Annotated in this window: 4 protein-coding genes; all 4 read left to right on the top strand. The window is 45.3% G+C overall.

Features of this window, described 5'->3' with window-relative positions; translation table 11 throughout:
- Positions 1–456: 456 nt before the first annotated feature.
- The 4 genes from M989_RS22975 to M989_RS22960 are packed head-to-tail and all read left to right on the top strand — an operon-like array spanning position 457 to position 4908.
- A complete protein-coding gene (locus M989_RS22975) occupies positions 457–1710 on the top strand; it encodes a ParA family protein (RefSeq protein ID WP_007372312.1) in 1254 nt (417 codons plus the stop codon).
- Positions 1707–2711, top strand: coding sequence for a ParB family protein (locus M989_RS22970; protein ID WP_007372313.1), 1005 nt, complete (start codon positions 1707–1709; stop codon positions 2709–2711). Before M989_RS22975 ends, M989_RS22970 begins: the two co-directional genes overlap by 4 nt.
- Positions 2712–2750: 39 nt before the next feature.
- The gene (locus tag M989_RS22965) at positions 2751–3236 is read left to right on the top strand and encodes a hypothetical protein (protein ID WP_172745723.1); all 486 of its coding nucleotides are present in this window, start codon (positions 2751–2753) and stop codon (positions 3234–3236) included.
- 40 nt (positions 3237–3276) lie between these two features.
- Positions 3277–4908, top strand: coding sequence for an AAA family ATPase (locus M989_RS22960; RefSeq protein ID WP_008786582.1), 1632 nt, complete (start codon positions 3277–3279; stop codon positions 4906–4908).
- Positions 4909–5523 lie beyond the last annotated feature (615 nt).

Genomic DNA, 5523 nt, shown 5'->3' with positions numbered 1-5523 from the left:
GTTCTGCCCGTACCGTGGGTCACTTAACCCCCTTAATCGCCAGCCAGCCTCTCCGGTTTCTGCCCGTACCGTGGGTCACTTAACCCCCTTAATCGCCAGCCAGCCTCTCCGGTTTCTGCCCGTACCGTGGGTCACTTAACCCCCTTAATCGCCAGCCAGCATCTCCGGGTTCTGCCCGACCCGTGGGTTACTTAACCCCCTTAATCGCCAGTCAGTCTCTCCGGGTTCTGCCCGCCCCGTGGATTACTTAACCCCCTTAATCGCCAGAAGAGAAAGATGATGTGTCATTGAACTGCATTTCGAGATCGCAAAATGAAGAAAAAACAAAATAGAATGTTAGCGTCTCAATCTGATTGCCGTTACAATTATACGCATAGAGCGTCATTTTACGAATTATACGTAAAGTATACGCATATGCGTTTAAATTCATAATTCAGGTTTGAGGGTATGACGAGAATGAATCTAATAGATAAAATTGCCCTTGTCGGGCAACGCATGAAGTCCGAACAAATTTCATTGAAAGAATCGTTACTGGCTTCTTCCCGGGTATCTGTATCAGATGACAGTGTGGAGGGGGTAGATCGCCTTATCTATAACCACTGCCTGAATAAAAAAAATCTCTCCGACTTCTTTGGAAAATCTCGAGTTACCTTCAATAAAATTCTCGCTGATCTCGAAGAAAAAAGGCTGGTGGGTCAACCTATTTATCAGAACAAAAACCACCTTTATACCCGCTGGGATGTCCAGAATATTATGGATGCCCTGGGTTATCCGCGCTATAGAGATTACTACCAGAGCCGAACAATCATTGTTCAGAATCATAAAGGTGGGACAGGAAAAAGCACGACCTCAGTGGCTCTGGCTGTAGCAGCAGCACTTGATCTCCAGTTGAATGCCAGAGTTTTAGTAATTGAATGGGATCCGCAAGGCTCTATTGGTAGCGGTATGATTCAAAGCGTATCTGAAGACGACGTATTCCTGACTGCAATCGACGCAATCCTGGGCGTGTATGAAGAAGGTTCTGAATATAAAAAATACCTCGACATGGGTTACTCTGAGGCTGAAATCATTGAGAATATGCCGTTCTCAACCCATCTGCCAAATCTTGATGTAATTACTGCGTTCCCAACCGATGCGAGATTCAAAGATAAATACTGGCAGTGCAGTAAAGAAGAGCGCACTCAGTTGTTGCTACGATTCAAAGAAGTGATAATGCCAGTCCTGAAAGCTAAGTATGACCTTATTATCTTCGATACCCCTCCAGAAGACTCGCCAATTATCTGGGCCGCTGATGAGGCCGCTGACGGTATTCTTGTCGCAGTTTCTCCGCGAGAATACGACTATGCATCCACAACTGATTTTATGCTGACGATCAGTGAGCGATTCCGTCAGTCTCCCAATAAAGGTGAAAATATTAAATGGTTTAAAGTACTGGCCGTTAACGTCGATGATAAAAGCCCATACGAAAAAATAGTCCTCGATAAGTTAATTCGAACCGTTCAAGACCTGTTTATGGCAACCAATATCAAAAACTCTGAAGCATTCAAAGCAGCTGCGTCACGGGGTAGGTCGGTTCTCGATATTAAGAAATCTGAAGAGTTATGTTCACCAAAGCAGCTGGATATTGCCGAAGAATCCGTAATGTCCGTATATCAACAGTTTATTAATGAGATAAAGAGTTTTTCAGCGAAGGAAGGAGTTAACGCATGAGTGATGAACAGCATATCGGAAACGATAAATCGCGTTATCTAAATACGCCAAAGCGAACCGATGTAGGCCACCGTTCCGGGTTAGCTAACCTTAAGAGTCCCCCTCGCATTAAGAAACTCTTTACCCTTCATAACGGGCGAAAACTTGAAGCTGAGCACGTCACTGTAGCAGCTGAAAATGTCGCTACTGAGACCGCCGTTCACCCAATGAACCCGCGAAATCAGGAAGCGCTTACCACAAACGCAGTACGAGATATCCTGCAACAAATTGAGTCAAGGGGTGTTGATACTGAAGGTGTTGCCGTTAAACGTGATGGCGTGTACCTGCTTATTGAAGGTAGCCGCAGACGTTTTTGCTGTATTGCGGCTCAAAAAGATCTGCCTTTATGGGTGCTACCAGATGATCTATCAGCTGAGGACATCAAGGCGATTATTACCGCTGCACAAACATCACGCCGATTCTCATACCGAGAGGTTGGGCTTCAGTATCTGGAACTAATGCAGGAAAAAGGATTCACCAAAAATGAAGAGCTTGCCCTCTTTCTTGGCATAAGCCATGTGTCAGTCTTTAAACGTATTCAGGCGGCGCGTATTGACGGTTCGTTGATAGCTCTGTTCCCGGATTATGAAGGTATACCAAACTCCTTCTACAGCCGGTTGTCCAAACTTCAGAAATACGTAGAGAGCAACCTTTTCATTCTTGCAGATGTAGTTGATAGGGTGAAAGAAGAAATTGCTAATCTGGACATCAGTGACATCCCGGAAGCGCAGAAAATTGTCATGGCGCAGATCACAAAGGCGGTTGAATTACTCGATCAAAAGCCACCTGCAAAAAGTTGGGAAACCCGTGATCTGGCTAATTTTGCTAATAAGGACAAATACGCCCGTATCAGCAAAAATGCATCGGGCCGTAAAGTTCGCTTTGAATTTAACCGAATGAGTACCGAGCTCATGGCAGAAATTGAAGCATTTATTACGGATAAACTGAGTAGCGAAAAATAACAATTCGCCATTGCTTGATTATCGAAACTGCACCTCCTGGTGCAGTTTTTTTTTGGCCGCAAACCTATTCGTCAGGAGGAGACACCGGTTGATAATAGGAAAAAAACAGCTCATGAGGTGGCTATGCTTTCGGAAAAAATTGTAACCCTGTTTTCAAATGACGCATTAAAGCGTTTCACGATTCTTGAGGCTTACGCCGAGCTAAAACGTCAGGGTACTTTTAGCGTTTTCCTTTCGTTCATCGATCCTCGTACTGATTGTCTCGTAGAGGGTAACTTTCAATTCTACCCGAACCCCGTTAAGACCTACTCAAACATGGGAGTATGCTATCTCACTGAACATCTTGGGCTAACGTTAAAAATCCCAAGCTCTATGGAATGGTGGGCTACACATGAAAAGTCAACATTTCATAACCAAGACATCACCTATCTGAAGGAGGGTGAATACGTAAAGGCAACCATTAAACTGGAAATAGGCTCGCGGATCAGAGTTCCTAATGCGTTCGAAGTTGCCCCTTCCATGTGAACTTAAGGCATATCAAAGTAAATTACTGACGAGGACGGCTATGGCACTCACGATAAAAACAGAAACACTAAAAGCTACCACAAGCCCAACATTTGAGGCTTTACGTAATCGTTATAGCCACCGTAGTTCTGACGATGAGATTGCCGTCGATCCGCTATGTTTATCTCGGGATGATCTGAATGAACTTTTACAGGCATGTCGTGGTGATGGAGAGTCAAAAAATCGACGAGCTCTTGAATCGATCATCACTGCACTGGAAGGTGATTTCGATAAGCCTGTGAGCAGTTTTCCGGCATTCGGTCGTGTGTTACTACAGTATCTGAAGTCAAATCGAATTGATGGCTGGATATACCGACGCGGTCATGACGGCAACCTGTACCCCGGTCTTGTTACAGCAATAAAAGAAGTAAAATCAGAAAAAAACTCTGACCGTCCCCCATCACTATTGTTACAAATCAGCTGGTATGGGTTCGGCGAATATTCGCACTCCAAAAAGGTTTACGGAACCCAGCTTACCGCCCTGAATTTCGAGCCTAATGAGGTGGCGCGGCGCAGTGTCGCTAAGACACTGGCCGACCGTGATATCTACCATGAAACGCATGAGCTGAAACAAGAGTACCTGGAACAACTAACGCGGTTTAAGGAAGTGGTCGACGGGCAATTTGGCAATCAGTTTAAAGCAACCGGCAGGGCTGTCAGAATGGAATCGTATAGCTACAGCGACCGGAATCTGGAAATAGCAGGGCATAAACTGATACACGATTTGCCTGATAGTGAGTGCGATGCCTACGGTGCAGAAGTGGAGTCGCCTCTTTTTGAAGATGACCAGTTTGGCCTTTTACCCGAAATTCCTGTGCAGCGTTATTTTGATCTCTCGCTGCAAGACTTTATCTGGATACATGCCAATAACGTAGAACCATACAAGTATGATAAAGAACTGCCAAAAAAGATGGTTTTGCCGGAAGACCACCGTGATTTACTCGATATACTGACCACGGATATCAGCGCTTTCACCAGCGATATTGTTGAAGGGAAAAGCGCGGGTAACATCATCATGTGCGTGGGCTCACCCGGACTTGGGAAGACATTAACTGCTGAAGTGTATGCAGAGGTCATTGAACGGCCCCTGTACTCAATTCATGCTGGCGCACTGGGAACCAACGCCGATGACATTGAGAAAAATCTGCGGACGATTCTGACCCGGGCTAAACGCTGGAACTGTGTCCTGCTTCTGGACGAAGCCGATGTGTTTGTCATGCAGCGTGGAGCATCACTGACTCAAAATGCCATCGTTGCGGAGTTCCTCCGTACACTGGAGTATTTCGATGGGTTGATGTTCATGACAAGCAACCGGGGTAGTGACATCGATGAGGCTATCATACCAAGATGCGCTGCAATCATTCACTATGATGTGCCGGAGAAATCAGATGCCCAAAAGATCTGGAAGATTATGGGTGAGAACTTTGGCGTGAACATTCCTGATGAACTGGTCAGATCACTTGTAAACACTTACCCAGAACTTCCACCACGTGACATCAAGATGTTGCTACGGCTCACGTTGCGAATGAGCGTGAAAGAGCAGGGGAGTGGTAGCATCCCGACACTGGATATTGTGCGGAAATGCGCGATGTTTCGTGGGATAGAACGAAAGGGAAAAGAAAAAGCCCTGTGATAACGATGCCGGGTTCGCCCGGCATACAACCTGCTGGCCCAGCCCAAAGCAATCCGAGTTCTTCAGCAAAAGCAGCAGCGTGTCGGAAATAACTGTGTTATAACAATTCAGGTGATCATGATGAGAAGTTGATAACAATGTTTAAGCTAAGTCCCATAAGAAAAAAAACAAACAAGCTGCATAAACTCCTTAATAACGGCTATCGTTTCGTAATCATGCATGAAGATGAAATTATTGAACCCTTCCGCTACGAAATAGAAGCCAGACGAAAACTATTCTTTGGCAGAAAACTCCTTTCTATTTCCGACCTCATCGACTCAATAAACGATAGTGTAAAAACCCAAGCAAAACGCGCCCCTTAACTATTCGTCACCTGAATAACTCCAGCTATGATAAACATTATTATCAAGCTTAAAGGTGATACTTATGAAACCGTTTGGGATTTTCTATTCAGTAGAAGGCTGCACTTGTTCACTGTGCCGCTCGCGTGGCTATCGTAAAAACAATGCATACGATAGATCTCTTCGTGTAAGCAAACACCGCGCCCGTCAGCAGGCCAAGCGTGAAATCCGCTCCGCCGTATTCAGCATCGACAATTAAGAAAGGTTGGTAATG

Origin of the sequence: Kluyvera georgiana ATCC 51603 (genome assembly GCF_001654985.1) — a bacterium.
Classification (GTDB): Bacteria; Pseudomonadota; Gammaproteobacteria; order Enterobacterales; family Enterobacteriaceae; genus Kluyvera; species Kluyvera georgiana.
This window is presented reverse-complemented; position numbering and strand designations above follow the sequence as displayed.

Excerpts from the sequence above, each read along its gene's own strand:
- M989_RS22975 (WP_007372312.1), top strand. The coding sequence starts at position 457 with ATGAATCTAATAGATAAAATTGCCCTTGTCGGGCAACGCATGAAGTCC.
- M989_RS22970 (WP_007372313.1), top strand. The coding sequence starts at position 1,707 with ATGAGTGATGAACAGCATATCGGAAACGATAAATCGCGTTATCTAAAT.
- M989_RS22960 (WP_008786582.1), top strand. The coding sequence starts at position 3,277 with ATGGCACTCACGATAAAAACAGAAACACTAAAAGCTACCACAAGCCCA.